We start from the raw sequence: 22,492 nt of genomic DNA on the forward strand, positions 1-22,492 counted from the left end.
CGGACGGTGTCAGGCGGGGAGGGCCGCTCTGATGTTGCGGGCGGCGGTGACCATGTTGCGCAGGGACGCCTCGGTCTCCGGGTAGTCGCGGGTCTTGAGGCCGCAGTCGGGGTTCACCCAGAGACGCGCGGGGGTGATGGTCTGGAGGGCGCGCCGGAGGGAGTCCTCCATTTCCGCCACCTCAGGGACGCGCGGCGAATGGATGTCGTACACGCCGGGGCCGATGCCCGCGGCGTAGCCCGCCGCGTTGAGGTCGGTGACCAGCTCCATGTGGGAACGGGCCGCCTCGACGCTGGCGACGTCGGCGTCCAGGTCGCCGATCGCGCCGATGACCTCGCCGAACTCCGAGTAGCACATGTGCGTGTGGATCTGCGTGGTCACGGCGACGCCCGAGGTGGCCAGCCGGAACGCGGCGATCGCCCAGGCGAAGTACGCGGGCTGGTCGGCGGCGCGCAGCGGGAGGAGCTCGCGGAGGGCGGGCTCGTCGACCTGGATGATGCCGATCCCGGCCGCCTCCAGGTCGCGGATCTCGTCGCGCAGCGCCAGCGCGACCTGCCGGGCGGTGTCGCCGAGCGGCTGGTCGTCGCGGACGAACGACCAGGCCAGCATGGTCGTGGGCCCGGTCAGCATGCCCTTGACCGGACGCCGCGTCCGCGACTGCGCGTAGGTGGTCCAGCGGACGGTCATCGGCTCGGGACGGGCCACGTCCCCGAACAGGATCGGCGGCCGGACGCAGCGCGTCCCGTACGACTGCACCCAGCCGTTGGCGGTGGCGGCGTACCCGTCGAGCTGCTCGGCGAAGTACTGCACCATGTCGTTGCGCTCCGGCTCGCCGTGCACGAGGACGTCGAGGCCGAGGTCCTCCTGGAGCGCGATGACGCGGTCGATCTCGTCCCGCATGACCTGCTCGTAGGCGGCGGTGTCGATCCGTCCGGCGCGGTGGTCGGCGCGGGCGCGCCGCACCTCTGCGGTCTGCGGGAACGAGCCGATCGTGGTCGTCGCGAGCGGCGGCAGCCCCAGCGCCTCCTGCTGCGCGGCGAACCGCGCGGCCGGGTCGGCGCGGACGGTGCCGTCGCCGAGAGCGTCCAGCCGGGCCCGGACGCGGTAGTCCGAGCGGGTTCCCGCCTCCGCCGCGGCGCGGGTCTCGGCCGCGGCGGAGGCGATCACCTCGTGGCCCTCGCGGAGGGCGCGGCCGAGGAGCACCACCTCGTCGACCTTCTGCCGGGCGAACGCGAGCCGGCCGCGGAGACCGTCGTCCAGGCCGGGCTCGGCGCCCAGGTCGAGCGGGACGTGCAGCAGCGAGCAGGACGTGCCGGCCACCACGTCCCCGGCGAGCCCGAGCAGGGACGCGCAGACCGACAGGGACGCGGACAGGTCGGCCCGCCAGACGTTCCGCCCGTCCACCACCCCGGCGACCAGCGTCCGGCGCGGCAGCCCGCCGATGGAGGCGAGCGCCTTCAGGTTGCCGGGCCCGGCGACGAAGTCGAGCCCGATCGCCTCCACGGCCGTCCCGGCCAGGACGGGGAGCGCGCCGCCGATCTCCCCGAAGTAGGTGGCGGCCAGCAGGCGGGGACGGGACGGCAGCCCGGACAGCCGGTCGTACGCGCGGCGCAGCGCATCCAGTTCCTCGTCGGTGCGGTCGGCGGCGAGCGCGGGCTCGTCGAGCTGCACCCACGCGCAGCCCGCCCCGGCGAGCCGTTCCAGCAGCTCGGCGTACACCTCGACCAGCCCGTCCAGCAGGTCGAGCGGCCGGAAACCCGCGGGCGCGCCCGGCGCCGGCTTGGCCAGCAGCAGGTAGGTCAGCGGCCCGACCAGCACCGGCCGCGTCTCGATCCCGAGGATCCTGGCCTCCCGGTACTCGGCGAGCGGCTTGGCGCTCACCGGGTCGGCGAGCCGGAAGCGGGTGTCCGGCCCGAGCTCGGGCACCAGGTAGTGGTAGTTGGTGTCGAACCACTTGGTCATCTCCAGCGCGGGGACGCCCTCGGCGCCGCGCGCCATCGCGAAGTAGGCGTCCAGCCCCTCGCGGTCGCGGAAGCGCTCGGGGACCGCGTCGACCAGCACCGTCGTGTCGAGCACCTGGTCGTACAGCGAGAAGGTGTTGGACGGGATCAGCCCGAGTCCCGCGTCCCGCAGCCCCGTCCACACCGAGCGGCGCAGCCCGGACGCGGCGGCCTCCAGCCCGGCGGCGTCGAGCCCGCCCGCCCAGTACGCCTCGGTCGCGCGCTTCAGCTCGCGGTCCGGTCCGATCCGCGGATATCCCAGGACCGTCGTGTCGATCGTCATGCCGGCTCTCCCTCGTCAGGCCGTTCCACGGCGACGCGGGGAGGGGCACGGGCCGCACGGCGAATGCACACCGCGGCGTTCCGGGCCTTCCCACGAGGCCGTGGACCACCGCGCGCCGGGCGGCGCGCGGGCGGAGGCAGGTCTTCGGACTCACGGGCACCGTGCCGGACCGGCACGTCCTACTGGCCGTCGCTTCCCAACCCTTGACCGGATCAGTGCATATGACGGCGGTCGTTCCCGTTCACCGCTGCGGGGCAGTCCCGGAATTGGCTCGGCCGATCAGATCGACGTCGCCGCACCGGGTTCCCTCTTACGACACCCGTCCCGCCGAGGCGGCACGGGTGAACCATCCGCAGCCGCGAGTATAGACACGCGGTCCTCCGCCCCTGTCGGCTGTGGCTAGGCTTGCACGAGACTCCAGGGAGGGACGCGATGTCCGGACAGGTACGACCGATCACGCTGGTGGGGACACCGGTCCTGCACCAGCCCTGCCGGACGGTCGAGAACTTCGACGCCGCGCTCGCCGAACTGGCCGACGACATGTTCGCCAGCATGTACGCGGCGGAGGGCGTCGGGCTCGCCGCCAACCAGATCGGGTCAAGCTTTCCCGGCGCTTTGCTGCGGGAGAGATGACGTCGGAGTCCTTCTTTCTTCCGGTGTCCACCAAGCGGACGTATGTTCGATCGGCGCTTCATGCAGTAGTCATCCATCCGGCGGGCAAGGGCCGTGTGACCTTCAACCCCGAGCTTCTCGAACCGGTCTGGTGCACCGACTGACGGCAGAGAGCCCCGAAGCCGGTGACCCCTCCCATCGGCTTCGGGGGCTCTCTTCTCCCCCTCCCCCGGCAGTCCCCGGGGTCGGCCGGGCGCGTGGCAACCCCCGGCTGGCCTGACGTGGGCGCAACGGACACCACTCCAGTGGTTGGCCAGGCCGGCGGGGGGATCAGAACGTAGTTGGTTTACATATGGAGCATGTTCCGCACGGCTTGCCGAGCCGTGCCCATTCGGGGCACATCATCGCCCCGGTTATGGACTTGTCCATGAGTGTCTCCAGTGGGTGTAGAGCCTCCGGGCCGACCTCGGTCTGGGGTAGAGCACTCCGCTGAACCCAATTAACCCTGGTTAGTAGTGCGTTGATGGAGTTCAACGCGGACAAGGCGGCCACAACGGGCGTGGGCGAACCTGGCTCGTTGACCTGCGGCCTGAACGTGACGGCCGTACGTGCGTGCACCCCATGACCGGCCGGGCCCCCAGGAGCGCGCGATGGTCGCGGCGTGAGGTCGGCACTGGAGCGAAGTTGGATGTTTCACCAATCAACATGATAAGGTCATTTAACGCGACTCGCTGCAATGATTGAAACCAAACGGCCGATTCACCTTCGACATGAGTGAGGGGATTCAAATTACGGATGACCCGGACACATCTCGGGTTCCTGGGTGGCGGCAGGGCCTGGCGGACATGATGGCCGACATGCTGGCGTTCTGGTGGTTCGAGGTGGGCAGCGCTTATGAGCCTGGTCGGTCGGATGAACGGTTCGGCCCGGTCAAGCTGATCGTCTGGACGATCATTGCGGTCGCTGTTGCTGCAGCGGGACTCGGCGTGAAGCTTCTGCTGTTTGGGGGTCCTCCAGTTGTGGGATGGGCGGTTGCGGTGGTTCCGCTCATGCTCCCCATGGTCGGAGCGCTGGCGCACCGTCCGCCTCGGCGGTGGTTGGGCTTGTTGGTCGCTGTTCTTTTCGGTGCTCTCGTGGGTATTGCGGTCGGTACATCAACGGCGTCGCCCTTGGGGTCCCTCTGGTCAGGCTTTGTGGGACTTTCCTCTGCTTTCCTGGTTGGAGCTGTCGGGTTCGCGTTGGTGACTCGTTCCTCGTCGTGACGCCATGCGGGGACATAGAGTCGCCGCTCCTATCTGGGCGAGCGTCCCGACGTGCCGGCCGTTGATTGGACCGGCGCCGCCCTTGATCCCTGAAAGTCGAATTCGGCAACGATCACCCAACTACTGCCACAATCAGAATGACACCGATTCGCGTGAACTTCTTTTGAAGACTCACATTACCGGCCGTGAGTAGATGTGGTTGCGGGTGCGGTCGCCCTCGATTCCATCGGGTCTGGTGATGCGTGCCCGGTGGTCGGTGAGGCGAAGTAGGCGTCCAGCCCGCCGCGGTCGCGGAAGCGCTCGGGGACCGCGTCGACCAGCACCGTCGTGTCGAGCACCTGGTCGTACAGCGAGAAGGTGTTGGACGGGCACCGTGCCGGACCCGGCACGTCCTACTGGCCGTCGCTTCCCAACCCTTGACCGGATCAGTGCGTATGACGGCGGTCGTTCCCGTCCCGCCGAGGCGGCACGGGTGAACCATCCGCAGCCGCGAGTATAGACACGCGATCCTCCGCCCCTGTCGGCTGTGGCTAGGCTTGCACGAGACTCCAGGGAGGGACGCGATGTCCGGACAGGTACGACCGATCACGCTGGTGGGGACACCGGTCCTGCACCAGCCCTGCCGGACGGTCGAGAACTTCGACGCCGCGCTCGCCGAACTGGCCGACGACATGTTCGCCAGCATGTACGCGGCGGAGGGCGTCGGGCTCGCCGCCAACCAGATCGGCGTCGACCTGCGGGTGTTCGTCTACGACTGCGACGACGCCGACGGCCGGCAGCACAAGGGCACCGTCGTCAACCCCACCGTCGACCTGCCCGAGCTGGGCGAGCGGCGCCTCGACGAGGGCGACGAGGGGTGTCTCTCGGTGCCCGGCCCGTACGCGAAGCTGGCCCGTCCCGACCGCGCGACCTGCCACGGCTTCGACCTCCAGGGCGCCCCCGTCACGATCGAGGGGACGGGCCAGCTCGCCCGCTGCCTCCAGCACGAGACCGACCACCTCCAGGGCAAGCTCTACATCGACCGCCTGTCCGGCCGGTCGCGCAAGAAGGTGCTCAAGCAGTACGCCGAGCTCCGCGCCGAGGCCGCGGCGGAGGCGGAGGGCGCTGCGGCGGACGGCTGAGATCGCGTCCGATTCGCGGCATACTGCGCCGATGATCTCCCGACGCGAGCGGACCGTCAGGCTGGGAAGCATCACCTGCCCGTCCGGCCGGCTGGTGATCGCCGACACGGGTCATCTGGGCCTGTGGTCCGGCGGCGCGCCGCCGCGGGCCGACGAGGCGGCCGACCTGACGATCACCGGACCGGACGCCGAGCGGCGTCCGCACCGACTACGGGCCGCCGTTCGGCGACCGCTGGGAGAGCGTGTCGGTACAGGTGGGCGACACCGAGCCGGTGTCGTCCGCACCGCTCGGCACCGTCAAGGTGGACGCGGCGCGGCTCAGCCTCACCGACGCCGACGGGCTCGCCTCCTGGCGGCACGACGACGACCCGCTCGACGGGCTCGCCGATCTGGCGTTCTGGGGCCTTTCGGCGGGCGAGGCCGCGGCCCACTTCGACGCCCCCCCTGCTCGGCCGGCCCGGCGAGGACGGCGTGCACGGCTGGACCGACCTCGACGTCGACGAGGCCGACGAACTCGCCATCGACATCGAGGACTGGATAGCCGCCGACCCGGACCGGCGCCTCGGCCTCGACTTCCGGCCGCACTCGCACCACTGGCAGGTGATGGCGCAGGTCCGCGCGTCCGAGCACGAGGCCGGACGGATCGAGGTCGGCGGCACCTGGACGCTGTGCTTCATGACGGGCTGGGGCGACGGCCTGTTCCCCGTGTATGCCGACCGCGACGCCGCCGGAGACCTCGTGCGCGTTCGGATCGTCCTCGGCGACGAATAGGGCCAAGCGGCTCGAAACGCTCTACGCCGGGCGCGGCCGACCGTCCAGCAGGGGCAGCGTCACCGCCGTGGGACGGTCCGGTCCGGTGAACACCTCGAACCTGATCGGCACCGTCCGCACGGCCGCGGCGACCGGCTCGCCCGTCCCGTGGTTGCGCGCGAAACGCGGGAACGCGCCGCCCGCGACCTGCACCCGCAGCCGGTGCCCCCGCCGGAACCGGTAACCGGTCGGATGCATCTCCACCTCGGCCCGGACGACGCCGTCCTGCCCGCCCCGCCCTGGACGGAGGCGCAGGATGCCGTCGGTGACGTTCCGCGAGACCCCCGTGGCGTCGACGTCGCAGAGCCGCACGAACACGTCCGCGTACCCGGGATCGGTGCGCACGTACACCGTCGCCGACACCGGACCGACGAGATCGAGGTCGCGTTCCAGCCGCGCGCCGGTGAAGACGACCACATCCGGGCGGACCTCGATGGCGCCGTTCTCCTGTTGCTTGCCCTTGGCCGGGGACAGGAGCGGGCCACCGGTCGTCGGTGTCGGATCGGACGGGTCGTAGGTGAACTTCACCGCCCCGTCCTTCAGGGGCGCGTCCCACTCCAGCTCCCGCGCGCGCACGAGGAAGAGCGGCGTCGGGGTCGACTCGCGGGGCGGCCAGTGCTCGAAGTCCAGCCAGCGGTTCGCGTTCTGGAGATGGACCCGCACAGGCGCCCGGCGCAGTTGCGCGGTGTCGTCCAGCAGATGGGCGCTGAGCCATGAGACCTGGTCGAGGAGCGTCGCGCGCAGCGCCCTGAGATCGTGCCCCCACGGCCCGACGGTGATCCGGGCCTCCCGCCCGGCGGCCCGCAGCGCCGCGAAGTCCTTGAGCTGCCGGCGCAGGAACAGATCCCACCACCCGGTGACCATGCTGACCGGTGCCGTCGTCCCCGCGACACCGGCACTGTGGTCGGTCTCCGCCCAGAACTCCTGGTCATCGATATGGCCGACGACCTCCCGCAGGAACGGCTCCGGCCGGCCGATCGCCGCGAGGTCGGCCTCGCCGACCGGCAGCCGGCCCATCGCCCGCCGCACCCGGCGGACGTGCAGCGGGCTCGGCAGCAGCCCGCCCAGCGGCGCCTCCTTCTGCGTGCCGATCGACGACGACCACAGCAGCAGGTTGTGCAGGCCGAGCGCGCCGCCCGGGTAGAACGAGTGGACGAACTCCGACGCGGTGACCCCGAGCCCCATCGCCTCCAGCGGCGGATCGAGGTACGCCCCGATCGCCCACTCGGCGAACCCGAGGTAGCTGGCCCCCGCCGTCGCGACCCGCCCGTCGCACCACGGCCGCTCCCGCAGCCACGCGACCGTCGCCAGCCCGTCGTCCCGCTCGTCGTGGAACGGACGGAACTCCCCGCCCGACCCGGACACCCCCCGCATGTTCTGCACCACGACCTGGAGGCCGCGCCGCGCGAGGACCCCCGCGAACAGCCGCATCTCGGGCCGGTGCCTGCCATACGGCGTGCGCAGCAGGACCACCGGCGCCGGGCCGCCCGCCCGGCGCGGGACGTATCGGTCGGCCAGCAGCGTCACCCCGTCCGGCATCGGCACCCGCAGAGCACGGTGCACGTCCACGTCCACGCCCGGGGCCGTGGCCGCGGGCAGCCCGAGGAGGCGGTCGAGCAGGGCGGCGCCCCTCCGGCGGACGTCTCGTTCGGCCATGCGGCACATCCCTCCAGCGCGCGGTCACCTGCCCTCGATGATCCTCCCGCGATTAATGGGTTGACACCACTCCACCCCTCCGGCACCATTTGAGCCATGGAGATCTGATCCTCATTGGTCGAGCCGCCCGCAGCAAGGCTGCGGCACTGCTCCCACTCCCGGCGCCACACCACTCTTCCGCACCCCGTCCTGCCTGCTCAGGACCGTGCCGAAGACGTGCGTGGCCCTTCTCGCCCTACCTTTCGTCGGTCCTTTCGCGGCCGAATTCACGCATGCCCGGAGGTGGTCTCTTTATGCGCGCCATAAACCAGAACCAAGAAGGCGTCAATCCCTTCGAGAAGGCCAAGAAGAAGGGCAGGCGCAAGACGCCCGACTTCAACCGAGCGGCGTTCGCCAACCGCAACGCCCGGCAGATGCCGGCCCGCCGCCTCCAGCGAGGCCGCTGACCCGCCCCCGGCCCGGGGCTCCACCCCGGGCCGGGCTCACCCCCCGACCGCCGAGAACGCGGTTAGCCTCTCGGCATGATCTCGGACGAGGCGAGATTGCCGGCGCTGGAGCTCGATGCGATCTTCGGGCTCGTCCCGGACCCGGACGGCGGGCCCGCCCGGCCGCGGGACGCGACCCTGCGGGCCGTGTCGATCTGCTTCTCGCCCGCGTCGAACACCGCTTCGGCGGAGGCGGGCATCTGGGCTGGATCTGGAAGCTGCGCTGAAGTCCCGGCGGGTGACATCCACCCCGGCGCGGAGTGAGCATTCCGGGCGCTGAAGTTTGATTTTTTCCCCATGTGCGACCAAAGCGTCAAGTCCTACCGTGGGCGCGGCACTACATTAGAGGCCCCCGGAACCGCGACCGGTCCCGGGGGCTCGCCCATCGCGCTCCGGGAACGGTCAGGACCGGCCGCCTCTCAGCCGCTCGGTGAAGACCCGCCAGGTGCCCGCGTCGAACACCAGCGCCGGCCCGTGCGGGTCACTGGAATCACGGACCGCCACGACACCGGGCATGTTCCGGGCCACCTCCACGCAGTCCTGTCCGCCACCGCACCTGGTGGACTTCACCCACGAGGCCGACGAGAGATCCGTTGTCACTAGATCACTCCCTACTCAGCTCGGCGAGCAGCGCCGCCGAGTCCTCTGGCGAGAGGGCCGCGCCGCGCAGGCGCTCCCAGGCCAGCCTAAGCCGGGCCGCCTGGTCGGGGGCCTCCGGATACGCGTCGCCCACGGCCGACTCGACGTACACCGCGTCCGGGTCGTCCGCGCCGGCGAAGCCGAGGATCACGAACCGGCCGTCCACGCCCGCGTGCTCCCCGGCCGCGAACGGCAGGATCTGCACCGTGACATTGGGCCGGTGCGCCGCCGCCCACAACTCGGCGACCTGCGTCCGCATCACGTCAGCCCCGCCCATCGCGCGGCGCACCACGGCCTCGTCGAGGACGGCGTGAAGGCGCGGGGCGTCGTCCGGGCGGCTCAGCAGCGGCCGGCGCGCCATCCGGGCCCGCACCCGCCGGTGCACCTCGGCGGGCGCGCATCCGGGCCGCGCGGCCGAGATCACCGCCCGCGCGTAGTCCTCGGTCTGGAGCAGGCCCGGCACGACCTGCGGCTGCCACGACAGGATCTCGGCGGCGCCGTCCTCCAGGGCGACGAACGTCCCGTCGAAGACGTCGCCGAAGGACGTCCACCAGTTGCGCCGCCGGGTCTCCCTGGAGATGTCCAACAGGACCTCGCGGTCCGAGCCCGCGCAGCCGTACAGGTCGAGCAGCGCGCCGACGTCGTCCTCCCTGGGCCTGGTGCGGCCGGTCTCGATCCGGCTGATCTTGGAGCGATCCCAGCCGAGCTCGCGGGCGACGGCGGCGGGCCGGAGCCCGGCGCCCTCGCGCAGCCGCCGGAGTTCACGGGCGAGCCGCCGCTGTCTAACTGTCGCCATGACGCTAAGTGTTCCAGGGGACGGTCCGAGTGACCTCGGCCACAAATGGACAAGATCAATTGCACAGTGCATTGCCCGATCACCCATCGCAGGTGAATGATTGCGGTGCGCTCTCGAATCTCAGTGTGGTGATGCAGTGAAAGTCGGTACGGCAGGCACCGTCCCGCGCGGTCTCGCGCGCCGGCGGCCCACCGCCGCGGCCCCGGGCCCCAGGTCGTGACGGCTCCGATGGAAGAGCTGGGCGAGCAGGTCGCCCTGCACGGCGGGCGGGACGAGGGCCAGGCCGCGCGGCGCACCGTCCGCGAGCGGGCCGCCAAGGTCATCTCCGACGCGACCGTCCTCGACGACATCGAGCTGATGTCCGCCGAGGCCATCGCCAACGCCGTGCTGCACGGCTCGGGCGTCACCCGTGTCAGTGTCTCCACCGACGGCCACCGGGTGCGGGTGGAGGTCCGCGACGACGGCCCCGGCCGCGCCGACCTGTTCGGGCGGGGCCGCATCGACCACGGCCGCGGCCTGGCCGTCATCGACGCCCTCTCCACCGAATGGGGCCTGGAGCAGACCCCCCGGCAGACCCATCTGTGGTTCGAGGTCGACGTCCAGGCCGGTCCCGCCGCCATCTGACACGCGACGAGCGATTCGACCATGCCGCGGTGGTTGCGGCACAGCACCGCGACGCGCGGTGCGGCGCGGGACCGGGTGTCCCGCAACGGCGTCGAACCGCCGGTCAGCGCCTCCTCGACGCGCTGTCCTCGGACACGCCGCCGCCCGGAAGGCCGTCCGCGGGGAGGGTGTCCACGGCCGCCGCGGCGTCGGCGGGGCCTGCGGGGGCGTCGGCGGGCATGTCGAGGCTGTCGCGCAGCATGACCGGCTTGAGGAACGCCGCCGCGACGATGCCGACGACGGCGATGGCGGCGGAGATCAGGAAGATCCGGCTGGTCGCGTCGCCGTACGCGGCCCGCACGACCTCGCGGATCGGGGCGGGCAGCCCGTCGACGTCGAGATCGCCGCCGGCCTTGCTCCCCGAGCCTGACATGCCGAGGCGGGCCAGGCCGTGGGTGATGTTGGCGGTGACCTGGTTGGCCAGGACGGCGCCGAGCACCGACACCCCGATCGTCCCGCCGAGCGAGCGGAAGAAGGTGATCGAGCCGCTGGCCGCGCCCACCTCGTTCAGATGCACCGAGTTCTGCACGACCAGCACCAGGTTCTGCATCGACATGCCGACGCCGACGCCGACCAGGAACATCCCGGCGCCGACGAACCACAGCGAGGTCTGGTGGTCGATGGTGGCGAGCAGGGCGAACCCGGCGGTCAGCGCGACCGTCCCGGCGACGATGAACGGCTTGACCTTGCCGGTCTTGGTGGTGAACCGCCCGACGACGGTGGACGAGCCGAGCACCCCGAGCATCATCGGGAAGGTGAGCAGGCCCGCCTCGGTCGGACTGTAGCCGCGGCCGATCTGGAAGTACTGGCCGAGGAAGACCGCGCCGCCGAACATCGCCATGCCGACCGCGAGGCTGGCGACGATCGCGAGCGCGGTGTTGCGGCGGCGGATCACGTTCAGCGGGACGACCGGCTCGGCGGCGCGCGACTCCACCCACACCGCGGCGGCGAGGACGAGCACGCCCGCGCCGACCATGACCAGGGTCTGCCAGGACAGCCAGTCGAAGTTCGTGCCGACGAAGGTGACCCAGATGAGCAGCAGGCTGACGCCGCCCGCCAGCAGCGCCGCGCCCAGGTAGTCGATCTTCACTCCGGGGCGCCGGATCACCGGCAGCCGCAGGGTCTTCTGGAGCAGCACGAAGGACACGACCGCGAACGGCACGCCGATGAAGAAGCACCAGCGCCAGCCGAGCCAGGAGGTGTCCACGATGAGCCCGCCGAGCAGCGGACCGCCGACGGTGGCGAGCGCCATCACCGCGCCGAGGTAGCCGTAGTAGCGGCCCCGGTCGCGCGGGCTGATCATGGCGGCCATCACGATCTGCGCCAGGATCTGGAGCGCGCCCATGCCGAGGCCCTGGACGGCGCGGGCGGCGATGAGCTGCTCGGTGTTCTGCGCCAGCCCCGAGATCATCGAGGCGCCGACGAAGATGACGATGCCGATCTGGAGCAGCCGCTTCTTGTCGTAGAGGTCGGCCAGCTTGCCCCAGATCGGGGTGGAGGCGGTGGAGACCAGCAGGGTCGCGGTGACGACCCAGGTGTACTGCGACTGGGTGCCCTTGAGCGAACCGATGATCTGCGGCAGCGCGGTGGAGACCACGGTCCCGCTGAGCATCGCCACGAACAGCACCAGGAGCAGCCCGCTGAGGGCCTCCAGGATCTGCCGTTGCGACATCGGGGCTGCCTTGGGCGGAGCTTGCTCGCTCAAGTGATTGCCTCCATGGGGTTGGGGAGTGCGGCCCGGACGGGCGGCGGCACGGCGGCGTGCGGGACGCCGGGACGGGCCCGGAGGAAACGCCGGGACGTAGAGAACAAGGCCGGAACCGGGGAAGTATATTCCCACTGGGCAAAATTTCCCACCAAGCATCATTACCGGTGGATAGGCTGGGCGGACCATGGACAGCACCGTCGGATTGCGCGAGCGCAAGAAGGAGGCGACGCGCCGGGCCCTGCACGACGCCGCGATGCGCCTCGCGGTCGAGCACGGTCTCGGCGAGGTCACCGTGGAGGCCATCGCCGACGCGGCGGGCGTCTCCCGCCGCACCTTCTCCAACTACTTCGCCGGCAAGGAGGACGCGCTCCTCTACGGCGATCAGCAGCGGATGCTCGGCCTGCTGGAGGCGTTCGAGGCACGTCCGGCCGGCGAGTCGTCGTGGACCGCGCTGCGCGCCGCCCTCCTGACGGCCTTCGCCGAAGTCGGCGAGCCCGACCCGCAGTGGGCCGCCCAGGCGCGGCTCGCCCGCGCACACCCTTCGGTGCTGGCCCGGCAGCTCGCGCACTACGCCGCCTACGAGCGCCGGCTCGCCACGGCCATCGGCGAGCGGGACGGCATCAGCAGCGCGCACCCGCGCTCGCGCGTCACGGCGGCGGCGTTCCTCACCTCACTGCGCCTCGCGACGCACCTGTGGATCGAGGAGCAGCCGCCGCGCCCGCTGAGCGCCGTCACCGCCGAGACCCTGGACGAGATGGCCCGCCCGTTCAACTGACCGGCACCCGCGCCCCCGGCCCGGCTTTCAGAGGTGGCGCTTCTCCATGGCCGAGGCCGCCGCGTCCGGCCGATCCTTGGCACAGGCCGGGGTGGGCACTCGGGTGACGTCGGGCCGACCGGATTCGAACCGGCGTCCTCCCCCATGCAGTAGGGGCGCGACAACCTCTGCGCTACGGCCCGTCAGGGCAGCCTAGCCCGCCGCCGCCCCCGCCGTAGATCGTTTCTTCACGGCCGCGGGATGTTGCGCAGGTTGCTGCGCGCCAGGTCGACCATCTTGCCGACGCCGCCGGTCAGCACGGTCTTGCCCGCCGCCAGCGCGAAGCCCTTGACCTGCTGCGGGGTGATGCGCGGCGGGAGGGACAGCGCGTTCGGGTCGGTGACCAGGTCGACGAGGTAGGGGCCGGGGGCGGCGAGCGCGGTGGCCAGGGCGGCGCGGACGTCGGCCGGCTTCTCCACCCGTACCGCCGCGATCCCGGCGCCGCGCGCGATGGCGGCGAAGTCGACCGCCTCGTGGTCGGTCTCGAACGAGGGCAGGCCGTCCACCAGCATCTCCAGCCGCACCATCCCGAGCGAGGCGTTGTTGAAGACCAGGATCTTGACCGGCAGCCGGTGCAGCTTCACGGTGAGCAGCTCGCCGAGCAGCATCCCGAGGCCGCCGTCGCCGGAGAGGGAGACCACCTGGCGGGCGGGCGCGGCGAACTGCGCGCCGATCGCGTGCGGCAGCGCGTTGGCCATGGAGCCGTGCACGAACGACCCCATCACGCGGCGCCGCCCGTTCGGCGTGAGGTAGCGGGCGGCCCACACGTTGCACATGCCGGTGTCGACGGTGAACACCGCGTCGTCCGCCGCGAGGTCGTCCAGCACGCTCGCGACGTACTCGGGGTGGATCGGCACGTGCTTCTCGATGTTGCGCGTGTAAGCGGAGACCACTCCCTCCAGCGCCCGCGTGTGCCGGCGCAGCATGTCGTTCAGGTACGTCCGGTCGGTCTTCTGCTCGACCTTCTCCAGGACGAGCCGCAGCGTCTCCCCCACGTCGCCGTGCACCGCGAGCTCCAGCGGGGTGCGGCGGCCCAGCCGGGACGCGTCGTGGTCGACCTGGACGGTGCGCGCGCCCGGCAGGAACGGCTCGTACGGGAAGTCGGTGCCGAGCAGGACGACCAGGTCGGCGGCCTGCATCGCCTCGTAGCAGGCGCCGTACCCGAGCAGCCCGCTCATCCCCACGTCGAAGGGGTTGTCGTACTGGATCCACTCCTTGCCGCGCAGCGCGTGCCCGACCGGGGACAGCACCCGGTGGGCGAGCTCCATCACCTCGCCGTGCGCGTTCCGGGTGCCCGCGCCGCAGAACAGCATCACCTTGCCCGCCCGGTCGAGCGCCTGGGCGAGCTGCTCGACCTGGTCGGAGGGCGGCCGGACGATCCCGGGCCGGACGAGGAAGTCGTGCCGGCCGGTCGGGTGCGTCGCCTCCTGGCTCGCGGTGTCGCCGGGCAGGGTCAGCACCGCCACGCCGTTCAGCCCGATCGCGTGCTGGATCGCGGTGCGCACGATCCGCGGCAGCTGCTCCGGGCCGTTGATCATCTCGCAGTAGTGGCTGCAATCGACGAACAGCCGCTCGGGATGGGTCTCCTGGAAGTAGCCGCTGCCGATCTGGGTGCTGGGGATCTGCGAGGCCAGCGCGAGCACCGGCGCGCCGGTGCGGTGCGCGTCGTACAGGCCCTGGACCAGGTGGGTGTTGCCGGGGCCGCAGCTTCCGGCGCAGACCGCGAGCCGCCCGGTGACCTGCGCCTCGGCGGCGGCGGCGAACGCGCCGGCCTCCTCGTTGCGCACGTGTACCCACTCGATGCCGTCGGTGCGGCGGACGGCGTCCACGACCGGGTTGAGGCTGTCGCCCACGACCCCGTAGATCCGCCGCACTCCCGCCTGGAGCAGCACCTCGATGAACTGCTCGGCGACCGTGCCCATGCTCTCCCCCACCTCACCGGCTCGCGCGGGCGGGACGGCGGGTGCCACCGCCCCCGTGCCCTGGGGGAATTCCCGGTGATCTTCACTCTAACCACGCGACCAGCCGAATCACCCGGGGCGGGCAAGTAATCAATCCATGTACTAGTTAGGCCCGGCCTCGCGGCGCGGCTAGGGTTGCGGCCATGGCCGAGGAGAGCGGTGCCGACGCGGACGACGCGGACGGAACGGGCAGCGCCGACGACACGGGCGGCGCCGATGGCACCGAGGGCGCCGAGCTCGACTTCTGGTCCTTCGTCGAGCTGGCCGGGCAGCGCCTGGCGGAGGAGTACGGCTTCGGGAACCGGCGCGCGACCCGGCTGCTGCTGACCCTCAACCGGGCCTCGATGATCGTCACCTACGACCTCGAGTCCGCGGTGCACCGGCCGCGCGGCCACTCGTGGGCGGCGTTCCGGCTGCTGTTCGTCACCTGGCTGGCCGGGCCGCTGGAGCCGGGCCGGGCCGCCACGCTGGCCGGGATGAGCCGGGCCGCGGTGTCCAACCTCGCCAAGACGCTGGTCGCGGGCGGGCTGCTGCTGCGCGGGCCCGCCGAGCACGACGGCCGGTCGGTGCTGATGTCGCTGACCGGCGCGGGGCGGCGGGCGATGCTGGAGGTCTTCCAGGCGCAGAACGACCGCGAGCGGCAGTGGGCCGGGGTGCTGACCGAGGCCGAGCAGGACATCCTGATCCTGCTGCTCGACAAGCTCATCGCCAACCGCGACCAGTTCGACGTCCGCGAGCGCACCTGAGAGCGGGCTCCGTCCGGTCCCGGCCCGAACCGGTGCCGCGAGCGCGCGCCGGGGGTTCTCAGCGGCGCCCCGGGGCCGTAGTGTCACGGCAAAGTGATTCACACATGTACTAGATCCCGGACGGACCCGGAGGGAGAGGCATGGCGTACTACCGCCGGATCGGCGACGTGCCCCCGAAGCGCCACACCCAGCACCGCGACGAGGCCGGACGGCTCTACTTCGAGGAGCTGATGGGCGAGGAGGGCTTCTCGTCCGACTCCTCGCTGCTCTACCACCGCGAGATCCCGTCGGCCGTCGTCGACGCGCGGGCCTGGGAGCCGCCGGACCAGGCGACCGTGCCGAACCATCCGCTCAAGCCGCGCCACCTCAAGCTGCACGAGCTGTTCCCCGAGGAGACCTGGGCCGGCACCGACGTGGTCACCGGCCGGCGCCTGATCCTCGGAAACGCCGAGGTCCGCCTGTCCTACGTGGTCTCGGCCGCCGCGTCGCCGCTGTACCGCAACGCGACCGGCGACGAGATCGTCTACGTCGAGTCCGGCGCCGCGACCGTCGAGACCGTCTTCGGTTCGCTGCGCGCGGACGAGGGCGACTACGTCGTGCTCCCCGCGTCCACCACGCACCGCTGGCTCCCGTCCGGCGACCGGCCGCTGCGCGCGTACGTCATCGAGGCCACCGGCCACGTCGCGCCGCCCAAGCGCTACCTGTCGCGCTTTGGGCAGCTCCTGGAGAACGCGCCGTACTGCGAGCGCGACCTGCACGGGCCGGGCGCGCCCCTCCAGCTCGAGGGCACCGACGTCGAGGTGCTGGTCAGGCACCGCGGCTCGCGCGGACCCGCCGGCAGCCGCCTCACCTACGCGCGGCACCCGTTCGACGTCGTCGGCTGGGACGGCTGCCTGTACCCCTACACCTTCAGCGTCCACGACTTCGAGCCGATCACCGGCCGGGTGCACCAGCCGCCGCCCGCGCACCAGGTCTTCGAGGGCAGCGGCTTCGTGGTCTGCAACTTCGTGCCGCGGATGGTCGACTACCACCCGCTGTCGATCCCGGCGCCGTACTACCACTCCAACGTCGACTCCGACGAGATCATGTTCTACTGCGGCGGCGACTACGCGGCGCGCAAGGGATCAGGGATCGGGCCGGGCTCGGTGTCGGTGCACCCCGGCGGGCACGCCCACGGCCCGCAGCCCGGCGCGTACGAGGGCAGCATCGGCGCCGGGTCCGTCCAGGAGCTGGCCGTCATGGTCGACACCTTCCGCCCGCTGGAGCTCGGCGAGGGCGGCCTGGCCTGCGAGGATCCCGGCTACGCCTGGAGCTGGGCCGGACGGGGCCCGGCCCGGTGACCGCGCCCGCCCTGCCCGCCTTCGCCGCCGGGCTGTGCGACGACGCGGCGATGTTCCCGCCCGGCCTGATGCCGCTGCCGGACGCGGTGGCCGCGCACCGGCTGCACCGGACGGCGTCGTACGCCGAGCTGGTCGGCCCGCTCGTCCTCGCCGCGCCCGCGCTCGACGCGCTCGCCCCGCTGCTCGCGGGCGACGCCCCGCCGCTCGACCTGTCGGTCACCGCGCCCGGCGGGCCCGCCCAGATCCCGGGCGTGCTGTCCGCGGTCGCGGGGCTGCCCATCGACCTGCGGGCGCTGGAGGTCGCGGTCCCGACCGGGATGGGGGCGGCCGACTTCCTCGCCGCCCTCGACCGCGTCCACCAGGACGTGCCGGTCTTCGTCGAGGTCCCCCGGGACGGCCGCGGACCCGGGTTCGTCGCCGCGCTCGCCCGCACCTCGCACCGCGCCAAGTTCCGGACCGGCGGGGTGACCGCCGACCTGTACCCGGACCCGGCCGAGCTGGCCGCCGCGATCACCGCCGCGGTGGACGCGGGGGTGGCGTTCAAGGCCACCGCCGGGCTGCACCACGCCGTCCGCGGCACCGACCCGGAGACCGGCTTCGACCAGCACGGCTTCCTCAACCTGCTGCTCGCCGCCGACACCGCGCTCCGCCACCGGCCCACCGCCGAGGTCGCGCGCACGCTCGCGGACCGCGACGCCGCCGCCGTGGCCGCCCGGGTCGCCGCGCTGGACGGCGCCGGTGCGGCAGCCGCGCGGGCCGCGTTCGTATCGTTCGGTACGTGCAGTGTCACCGACCCGCTGACCGAACTCGTGGGCCTGGGGCTGATCCCCGCCACCGCCGGAGGAGAGGACGCATGACCAGGATCGACATCCCCGAGGGCTCGCCGTTCGGGCTCGCCAACCTGCCGTACGGGGTGTTCTCCACCCCCGGCACCGCGCCCCGCGTGGGCGTCCGCGTCGCCGGCTCGGTCGTCGACCTCGCCGCCGCGCTCGGCGACGAGGTGTTCGCCCGGCCCACCCTGAACCCCTTCATGGCGCAGGGCCGCGCCCGCTGGGTGGACGCACGGCGGCGGATCACCGAGCTGGTGTCGGGCGAGGTGCCGGACGACGCCGTCCACCCGCTCGGCGCCACCACCCCGCACCTGCCGTTCGAGGTCGCCGACTACGTCGACTTCTACGCCTCCGCGCACCACGCGACCAGCCTCGGGCGGCTCTTCCGCCCGGACTCCGCGCCGCTGCTGCCGAACTGGCGGCATCTGCCCGTCGGGTACCACGGCCGCGCCGGGACGGTCGTGGTGTCGGGCACCGCGATCGCGCGCCCGTCCGGCCAGCGCAAGGCCCCGGACGAGGCCGCGCCCACGTTCGGCCCGTCCCGCCGGCTGGACATCGAGGCCGAGGTCGGCTTCGTGGTCGGCACCGGCTCGCCGCTCGGCGCCGCCGCGCCCGGCTCCGCCACCGCCGGCTTCGCCGACCGGGTCTTCGGCGCCGTGCTGGTCAACGACTGGTCGGCGCGCGACATCCAGGCGTGGGAGGGCGCGCCGCTCGGCCCGTTCCTCGGCAAGAGCTTCGCGACCTCGGTCTCGGCCTGGGTCGTCCCGCTCCTCGCCCTCGAGGCCGCGCGCGTCGACACGCCCGTCCAGGACCCCGAGCCGCTCCCGTACCTGCGCGAGACGGCGCCGTGGGGCCTCGACCTGGACCTGGCCGTCGAGTGGAACGGCCAGGAGGTGTCCCGTCCGCCGTACCGGGAGATGTACTGGTCGCCGGCGCAGATGCTCGCGCACATGACCGTGAACGGCGCGTCGACGCGCACCGGCGACCTCTTCGCGTCCGGGACGGTGTCGGGCCCCGGCCGCGACCAGGTCGGCGCGATCATCGAGATGACCTGGGGCGGCACCGAGCCGATCGAGGTGAACGGCGAGCGGCGCGCGTTCCTGGAGGACGGCGACGAGGTCGTCATCACCGCCACCGCGCCCGCCGCGGACGGGGGACGCCTCGGCTTCGGCGAGGTCCGGGGGCGCATCCTGCCGCCCCCGGCCTGACCCCCGGCCCGACCGCCGACGGCCGCCTGAAGTGGCCACCGGGGCGGCGGGGTCTGGTCACAACGATCATGCCAGCATATGGTGGCGTCGTTTGGGACGGCCGGTACCACCGCCGTCCCGGGGTCTCCCCGCGCCGAGGAGTGGTCAGTGTGACCGATGTGCAGAGCAGGTTCCGACGACGCCGGAGGGCGGGGATCGCGGCCATCGCGTCCCTGACCGCCGTGCTGGCGGCCACCGCCGTGCCAGGCCCGGCGGCGGGCGCCGCGCCCGGCCCCGACACGTCCGCCAGGCCCGCCGGCGCCGCCGGGGCGGGCGGCCCGGCGCGGACGGTCACGCTGATCACCGGTGACCGGGTGACGGTCACCCCCGCCCCCGGGCACCGCCCCCGGGTCACGCTGAACGCCGCCCCCGGCCGGAAGCCGGCCGGCTACAACGCCGTCGTCACCAAGGACAAGATCACGGTGACGCCGGTGGACGCCCAGCCGCTGATCGCGGCGGGACGGCTGGACCGGCGGCTGTTCGAGGTCGACCGGCTGCTCGCCGCCGGCTACGACGACGCGAACCGGGCCGGCCTGCCGCTCATCATGAAGGGCGCGGGCGCCGCGCTGAAGTCCGGCCGGACGCGGGCGCTCCCCGGCACCGGCCTCACCGCCGCCGAGGCACCCAAGTCCGCGCTGCCGCAGCTCTGGAAGGGCTTCACCGCCGACCCCTCGGCGCGGCTCTGGCTCGACGCCAGGCTCAAGGCGAGCCTGGACGGCAGCGTCCCGCAGATCGGCGCCCCCGCCGCCTGGGAGAAGGGCCTGACCGGCAAGGGCGTCAAGGTCGCCGTGCTCGACTCCGGTGTGGACGGCTCGCACCCCGACCTGAAGGTCGCCGAGAGCCGCAACTTCACCACCGCGGCGTCCGCCGACGACCGCTTCGGCCACGGCACCCACGTCGCCTCGGTCGTGGCCGGGTCGGGCGCCGCGTCCGGCGGCAGGTACCGGGGCGTCGCCCCGGACGCGACGCTCGTCAGCGGCAAGGTGCTCGACGACGCCGGCGAGGGCCAGGAGTCCTGGCTGATCGACGGCATGACGTGGGCGGCCAGGGAGGCCAAGGCCAAGGTCGTCAACCTGAGCATGACCTGCTTCTGCGACAGCCCCGACCTCGACCCGGTGGAGGCGGCCGTCAACGACCTGACCAAGGAGACCGGGACGCTGTTCGTCGCCGCCGCGGGCGACATCCCCTTCCCGATGCCGATGTTCACCTCGCTCCCGGCCGGCGCCGAGCAGGCCCTCGCCGTCACCAGCGTGGACCGCGACGACAGGCCGGCGACGCAGACGCAGGGCCCGCGGATCGGCGACTTCTCGCTCAAGCCCGAGATCATGGCGCCCGGAGTCGGGATCACCGCCGCGCGCGCCAAGGACACCGGGCTCGGCTCCCCGGTCGACGCGAACTACACCCGGCTGTCCGGCACGTCGACCGCCACCCCGCACGTCGCGGGCGCCGCGGCGATCCTCGCGCAGCAGCACCCCGACTGGGCCGGGCCGCGCCTCAAGTCGACCCTGATGGCCTCGGCCAAGCCCCTCGACGGGGTGTCGCCGAACATCCAGGGCTCCGGGCGGGTGGACGTCGGCAAGGCCGTCACGCAAGAGGTGTCGACCTCGCCGCCCAGCGTCGCCGGCGACCTCAGGTGGCCCGACTCCGGCCCCTCCGAGCTCGCCAAGAAGGTCACCTACACCAACTCCGGCGCCGCGCCCGTCGACCTCGACCTCACCGTCGCGCTGGCCACCGCCGACGGCAGGCCCGTCTCCGGGACACTCGACCGGAACCGCGTCACCGTCCCCGCGAACGGCACGGCCGACGTGACCCTCACCATGCGCGGCACGGACGGGATCAAGACCAACACGTTCGCCGGCCAGATCACCGCGTCCACCGCGTCCGGCCCGGTCGTGCGGACGCCGGTGACCGGCTTCGTCGAGCCGCCGACCACCAACCTCGCGATGCCCGCGACCGACCGCGACGGGAAGCCCGCCGCCTACAACTACGTCATGGTGCAGAACGTCGACACCTTCGAGAGCATCAACGCGCTGGCGGGTGCGGACGGCATCGCCCGGGCGCGGGTGCCGGCCGGCCGGTACGTCATCGGCACCCAGGTGAAGACCGGCTCGGCGTGGACGAGCGGCTTCCGGCAGGTGTACGACCTCGCCCCCGGCGCCCGCGAGATCCCCTTCGACGCCCGCCGCACCACCCCGATCGAGCTGACCAACGACCAGCCCGGCTCGGAGCTGACCGAGGCGACCGCCACGATGACGTTCGCCGTGGGCGAGGCCGCCTCGATCATGTACCTGTACGGGAACTCCACGGCGCGGATGTCGGTGCAGCCCGCCAAGCACGACCAGCTCCGCTACGCGGTCACCTCCACCTGGCAGAAGCAGGGCACCACGCCGGAGGCGCCGAGCCCCTACATCTTCCGCGACTACGGGTACGCGCTGAAGCAGATCCCCGCGGATCCCGCGCTGCGCACCCGCCGCGCCGAGATGGCGCGGCTCGACACCACCGTGCGCTCGCACGGCAAGGCGGGCACCGCCCTGCTGCGCTGGGTCGGCTACAACTCCGAGACCGGGGCGTACGAGAGCGTCGGGCAGAGCGTCACGCGCCCGTTCCCGGGCACGGTCGCGATCTACCTGCGGGCCGACCCGAAGGTCTTCTGGAGCTCGGAGCTGCGCCTCTACGGCGACGACCCCGACAGCGAGATCGTCCGCGCGTTCCGCGACCCCCGCTCCTACCGGGCGGGACCCCAGGCCGACGCGTGGAACGCGGGCGTCCTCGGCCAGAACCTCAACGACTGGAGCAACTTCCGCGACGGCTCTCAGACCAAAGTGTCGACGTCCTGCCCGGTGACCGGCGCGCGGGAGGTCTGCACCACCGACAGCACCATGGAAGGGACGCTCCGCCTCAGCCGCGGCGACACCGTGGTCTCAGAAGGGAAGCTCCGTCCTGGGTACGGGGCGGTCGAGCTCACCGCCGACCTCCCCGACGAAGCCGCGGTCTACACGCTGCACGAGTCGCTCACCCGCGAGAAAAGCCCGCTGGCCGCGCTCTCGACGCGGCTCGACACCGTCTGGACGTTCCGTTCGGCCAAGACCGCGGCGAAGACCGGGCTGCCGCTCCAGGTGGTCAACCTCATGCCCGCCGGCCTGAACGAGAACAACCAGGCGGCCAAGGGGAAGCCCACCCGCATCCCCTACTGGGTGGAGCGCAACTCCGGCGCCCCCGCCTCCGCGCCCGCGTCGCTCAAGGTCGAGGCGTCCTTCGATGACGGCGCGACCTGGCGGAGCGTCCCGGCGGCGGGCACCCCGGGCGCCGGCGTCGCCTCGGTCACCCCGCCGTCCGGCGCCACGGCGGTCTCGCTGCGCGCCACCGCCACCGACAAGGCGGGCAACGCGGTGACCCAGACGGTCATCCGGGCGTACGGCCTGGCCTGACCGGCTCCTCTCCCGGGGGCACCGCCCCGCCCCCGGGAGAGGGCTCGCCCCCGGGAGAGGGCTCGCCCCCGCCCGCCGGCGAGGGCTCCGC

At 72.6% G+C, this 22,492-nt stretch carries 20 protein-coding genes, 1 tRNA gene and 1 riboswitch; of the genes, 13 read left to right on the plus strand and 8 right to left on the minus strand.

All coding sequences use genetic code 11. The features are described from left to right. Window positions 1-9: 9 nt before the first annotated feature. Window positions 10-2,283: a 5-methyltetrahydropteroyltriglutamate--homocysteine S-methyltransferase gene (metE, locus tag OHA34_RS21745; RefSeq protein WP_329518736.1), complete on the minus strand. Its 2,274-nt coding sequence runs from the start codon at window positions 2,281-2,283 to the stop codon at window positions 10-12. 118 nt (window positions 2,284-2,401) lie between these two features. After that, window positions 2,402-2,650, minus strand: a riboswitch (cobalamin riboswitch). Window positions 2,651-2,715: 65 nt separating this feature from the next. Here metE and OHA34_RS21750 point away from each other — a divergent pair. Further along, the gene (locus OHA34_RS21750; RefSeq protein ID WP_329518737.1) at window positions 2,716-2,916 is read left to right on the plus strand and encodes a peptide deformylase; all 201 of its coding nucleotides are present in this window, start codon (window positions 2,716-2,718) and stop codon (window positions 2,914-2,916) included. 836 nt (window positions 2,917-3,752) lie between these two features. Next, complete coding sequence (locus OHA34_RS21755; RefSeq protein ID WP_285939878.1) at window positions 3,753-4,157, plus strand: hypothetical protein; 405 nt, start codon at window positions 3,753-3,755, stop codon at window positions 4,155-4,157. 176 nt (window positions 4,158-4,333) lie between these two features. Here the strand turns inward: OHA34_RS21755 and OHA34_RS21760 are convergent, their stop codons facing one another. Then, window positions 4,334-4,546, minus strand: coding sequence for a hypothetical protein (locus tag OHA34_RS21760; RefSeq protein ID WP_329518738.1), 213 nt, complete (start codon window positions 4,544-4,546; stop codon window positions 4,334-4,336). A gap of 174 nt (window positions 4,547-4,720) precedes the next feature. On the opposite strand from OHA34_RS21760, the gene def reads away from it, so the two are divergent. Both def and OHA34_RS21770 read left to right on the plus strand, forming a co-directional pair. After that, a complete protein-coding gene (def, locus tag OHA34_RS21765) occupies window positions 4,721-5,278 on the plus strand; it encodes a peptide deformylase (protein ID WP_329518739.1) in 558 nt (185 codons plus the stop codon). A gap of 471 nt (window positions 5,279-5,749) precedes the next feature. Then, window positions 5,750-6,049 (plus strand): DUF4241 domain-containing protein, encoded by a 300-nt coding sequence (locus tag OHA34_RS21770; protein WP_329518740.1) that lies wholly within the window; start codon window positions 5,750-5,752, stop codon window positions 6,047-6,049. A 21-nt stretch (window positions 6,050-6,070) separates the two neighbouring features. On the opposite strand, the gene OHA34_RS21775 is transcribed toward OHA34_RS21770, so the two are convergent. Then, on the minus strand, window positions 6,071-7,744 hold the full coding sequence (locus OHA34_RS21775) for a CocE/NonD family hydrolase (RefSeq protein ID WP_329518741.1): 1,674 nt from the start codon (window positions 7,742-7,744) through the stop codon (window positions 6,071-6,073). 293 nt (window positions 7,745-8,037) lie between these two features. Between OHA34_RS21775 and OHA34_RS21780 the strand changes: the two genes are divergently transcribed. Both OHA34_RS21780 and OHA34_RS21785 read left to right on the plus strand, forming a co-directional pair. After that, a complete protein-coding gene (locus tag OHA34_RS21780) occupies window positions 8,038-8,190 on the plus strand; it encodes a hypothetical protein (RefSeq protein WP_285939874.1) in 153 nt (50 codons plus the stop codon). A gap of 75 nt (window positions 8,191-8,265) precedes the next feature. Next, window positions 8,266-8,493 (plus strand): hypothetical protein, encoded by a 228-nt coding sequence (locus tag OHA34_RS21785; protein ID WP_285939873.1) that lies wholly within the window; start codon window positions 8,266-8,268, stop codon window positions 8,491-8,493. Between the two features lie 138 nt (window positions 8,494-8,631). On the opposite strand, the gene OHA34_RS21790 is transcribed toward OHA34_RS21785, so the two are convergent. Beyond that, window positions 8,632-8,829, minus strand: coding sequence for a DUF397 domain-containing protein (locus tag OHA34_RS21790; protein ID WP_285939872.1), 198 nt, complete (start codon window positions 8,827-8,829; stop codon window positions 8,632-8,634). Window positions 8,830-8,833: 4 nt separating this feature from the next. Further along, a complete protein-coding gene (locus OHA34_RS21795; RefSeq protein ID WP_285939871.1) occupies window positions 8,834-9,664 on the minus strand; it encodes a helix-turn-helix domain-containing protein in 831 nt (276 codons plus the stop codon). 228 nt (window positions 9,665-9,892) lie between these two features. On the opposite strand from OHA34_RS21795, the gene OHA34_RS21800 reads away from it, so the two are divergent. Further along, the gene (locus tag OHA34_RS21800; protein WP_285939870.1) at window positions 9,893-10,288 is read left to right on the plus strand and encodes an ATP-binding protein; all 396 of its coding nucleotides are present in this window, start codon (window positions 9,893-9,895) and stop codon (window positions 10,286-10,288) included. A 103-nt stretch (window positions 10,289-10,391) separates the two neighbouring features. Here OHA34_RS21800 and OHA34_RS21805 read toward each other — a convergent pair whose 3' ends face one another. Beyond that, window positions 10,392-11,999 (minus strand): MDR family MFS transporter, encoded by a 1,608-nt coding sequence (locus tag OHA34_RS21805; RefSeq protein WP_285940103.1) that lies wholly within the window; start codon window positions 11,997-11,999, stop codon window positions 10,392-10,394. A 220-nt stretch (window positions 12,000-12,219) separates the two neighbouring features. Between OHA34_RS21805 and OHA34_RS21810 the strand changes: the two genes are divergently transcribed. Then, on the plus strand, window positions 12,220-12,810 hold the full coding sequence (locus OHA34_RS21810; RefSeq protein WP_329518742.1) for a TetR/AcrR family transcriptional regulator: 591 nt from the start codon (window positions 12,220-12,222) through the stop codon (window positions 12,808-12,810). A gap of 109 nt (window positions 12,811-12,919) precedes the next feature. On the opposite strand, the gene OHA34_RS21815 is transcribed toward OHA34_RS21810, so the two are convergent. Together OHA34_RS21815 and OHA34_RS21820 are read right to left on the minus strand one after the other, a co-directional pair. After that, window positions 12,920-12,992, minus strand: a tRNA-Ala gene (locus OHA34_RS21815). 45 nt (window positions 12,993-13,037) lie between these two features. Beyond that, window positions 13,038-14,771: a pyruvate dehydrogenase gene (locus OHA34_RS21820; protein WP_329518743.1), complete on the minus strand. Its 1,734-nt coding sequence runs from the start codon at window positions 14,769-14,771 to the stop codon at window positions 13,038-13,040. Between the two features lie 182 nt (window positions 14,772-14,953). On the opposite strand from OHA34_RS21820, the gene OHA34_RS21825 reads away from it, so the two are divergent. The 5 genes from OHA34_RS21825 (at window position 14,954) to OHA34_RS21845 (ending at window position 22,401) form a co-directional block, all read left to right on the plus strand. After that, entirely contained in the window at window positions 14,954-15,556 is a 603-nt protein-coding gene (locus OHA34_RS21825; RefSeq protein WP_329518744.1) for a MarR family winged helix-turn-helix transcriptional regulator, read from the plus strand. Between the two features lie 140 nt (window positions 15,557-15,696). Then, window positions 15,697-16,896, plus strand: a complete 1,200-nt coding sequence (locus OHA34_RS21830; RefSeq protein WP_285939866.1) for a homogentisate 1,2-dioxygenase — start codon at window positions 15,697-15,699, stop codon at window positions 16,894-16,896. Further along, complete coding sequence (locus OHA34_RS21835) at window positions 16,893-17,753, plus strand: hypothetical protein (RefSeq protein WP_285939865.1); 861 nt, start codon at window positions 16,893-16,895, stop codon at window positions 17,751-17,753. The genes OHA34_RS21830 and OHA34_RS21835 overlap by 4 nt, the downstream gene beginning before the upstream one ends. Continuing rightward, the gene (fahA, locus tag OHA34_RS21840; protein ID WP_329518745.1) at window positions 17,750-18,934 is read left to right on the plus strand and encodes a fumarylacetoacetase; all 1,185 of its coding nucleotides are present in this window, start codon (window positions 17,750-17,752) and stop codon (window positions 18,932-18,934) included. The genes OHA34_RS21835 and fahA overlap by 4 nt, the downstream gene beginning before the upstream one ends. A gap of 149 nt (window positions 18,935-19,083) precedes the next feature. Continuing rightward, window positions 19,084-22,401 carry a S8 family serine peptidase gene (locus OHA34_RS21845; RefSeq protein WP_329518746.1) on the plus strand — a complete coding sequence of 1,106 codons (3,318 nt, stop codon included), beginning with the start codon at window positions 19,084-19,086 and terminating at the stop codon, window positions 22,399-22,401. The last annotated feature ends 91 nt before the right edge of the window (window positions 22,402-22,492 follow it).

The organism is Spirillospora sp. NBC_01491 (assembly GCF_036227065.1).
GTDB lineage: Bacteria > Actinomycetota > Actinomycetes > Streptosporangiales > Streptosporangiaceae > Spirillospora > Spirillospora xylanilytica.

Bases quoted from the DNA above. Each gene is read 5' to 3' on its own strand.
- metE (WP_329518736.1), bottom strand. From the start codon at position 2,283: ATGACGATCGACACGACGGTCCTGGGATATCCGCGGATCGGACCGGAC.
- def (WP_329518739.1), top strand. From the start codon at position 4,721: ATGTCCGGACAGGTACGACCGATCACGCTGGTGGGGACACCGGTCCTG.
- OHA34_RS21805 (WP_285940103.1), bottom strand. From the start codon at position 11,999: ATGTCGCAACGGCAGATCCTGGAGGCCCTCAGCGGGCTGCTCCTGGTG.
- OHA34_RS21795 (WP_285939871.1), bottom strand. From the start codon at position 9,664: ATGGCGACAGTTAGACAGCGGCGGCTCGCCCGTGAACTCCGGCGGCTG.
- OHA34_RS21810 (WP_329518742.1), top strand. From the start codon at position 12,220: ATGGACAGCACCGTCGGATTGCGCGAGCGCAAGAAGGAGGCGACGCGC.
- OHA34_RS21820 (WP_329518743.1), bottom strand. From the start codon at position 14,771: ATGGGCACGGTCGCCGAGCAGTTCATCGAGGTGCTGCTCCAGGCGGGA.
- OHA34_RS21800 (WP_285939870.1), top strand. From the start codon at position 9,893: ATGGAAGAGCTGGGCGAGCAGGTCGCCCTGCACGGCGGGCGGGACGAG.
- OHA34_RS21825 (WP_329518744.1), top strand. From the start codon at position 14,954: ATGGCCGAGGAGAGCGGTGCCGACGCGGACGACGCGGACGGAACGGGC.
- OHA34_RS21750 (WP_329518737.1), top strand. From the start codon at position 2,716: ATGTCCGGACAGGTACGACCGATCACGCTGGTGGGGACACCGGTCCTG.
- OHA34_RS21780 (WP_285939874.1), top strand. From the start codon at position 8,038: ATGCGCGCCATAAACCAGAACCAAGAAGGCGTCAATCCCTTCGAGAAG.
- fahA (WP_329518745.1), top strand. From the start codon at position 17,750: ATGACCAGGATCGACATCCCCGAGGGCTCGCCGTTCGGGCTCGCCAAC.
- OHA34_RS21785 (WP_285939873.1), top strand. From the start codon at position 8,266: ATGATCTCGGACGAGGCGAGATTGCCGGCGCTGGAGCTCGATGCGATC.
- OHA34_RS21830 (WP_285939866.1), top strand. From the start codon at position 15,697: ATGGCGTACTACCGCCGGATCGGCGACGTGCCCCCGAAGCGCCACACC.
- OHA34_RS21775 (WP_329518741.1), bottom strand. From the start codon at position 7,744: ATGGCCGAACGAGACGTCCGCCGGAGGGGCGCCGCCCTGCTCGACCGC.
- OHA34_RS21755 (WP_285939878.1), top strand. From the start codon at position 3,753: ATGCTGGCGTTCTGGTGGTTCGAGGTGGGCAGCGCTTATGAGCCTGGT.